The organism is Colwellia sp. MB3u-41 (genome assembly GCF_014076845.1).
GTDB lineage: Bacteria > Pseudomonadota > Gammaproteobacteria > Enterobacterales > Alteromonadaceae > Colwellia_A.
The window spans coordinates 1-554 of sequence record NZ_JACGUT010000025.1 but is presented as its reverse complement, the minus strand read 5'-3'; the positions used below and the strand labels follow the sequence as shown (position 1 = coordinate 554).

1 protein-coding gene is annotated in these 554 nt (G+C 33.8%); it reads left to right on the top strand.

Going from position 1 to position 554, the window contains the following annotated elements:
* Positions 1-334: hypothetical protein (locus H4J73_RS20165; protein ID WP_220460645.1), on the top strand; the 334-nt coding region annotated here is incomplete at its 5' end.
* Between the last annotated feature and the right edge of the window lie 220 nt (positions 335-554).

Sequence of the window (554 nt, the reverse complement as noted above, 5' to 3'; positions counted from 1 at the left end):
GTTCGTGCAGAGTTTGATTCAACGTTCTCTGCATATAACAAGTTGCTCAAACGGAAAAATAACAGTTGGCCATCGCTTCGCGATTATAGCCAACCATTATTTTCCGCTTAGCAAAGCGTTATGTGTAAAAGGAGTTTCTGTGGGTCGTATACAAAATTATTATTTAGCAGGCTTTATTTTTTGTGCTGCATTGTTAAATATGTTTCTTGAAAATGAAACTGTTGGTATCAAAGTTCTTTGTCTTGTTTTATTACTTGGTAACTTTACCTTTGCTTCATTATTTCACAGTTTAAAAAATAGAGTTACCGACAAGAAAATCAAACCCATAGAGTAATTTACACATAACAAGAAATTAAACAAGGACACGTAACAGTTGGCTACGTTTCGCTTCGCTACACATTTTAGCCAATTATTACTTAGCCTGTTAATTAGGCGTTATGCGGCATTGCGAATTCGATTAAATGTAATTGTGGTAGTTGCCTTTTCTTTATCTTGGTTATTTACGCGTAATTAAATCTATTTCAGTTTTTGGTTAAATAGTTTTTCGCCAAAGT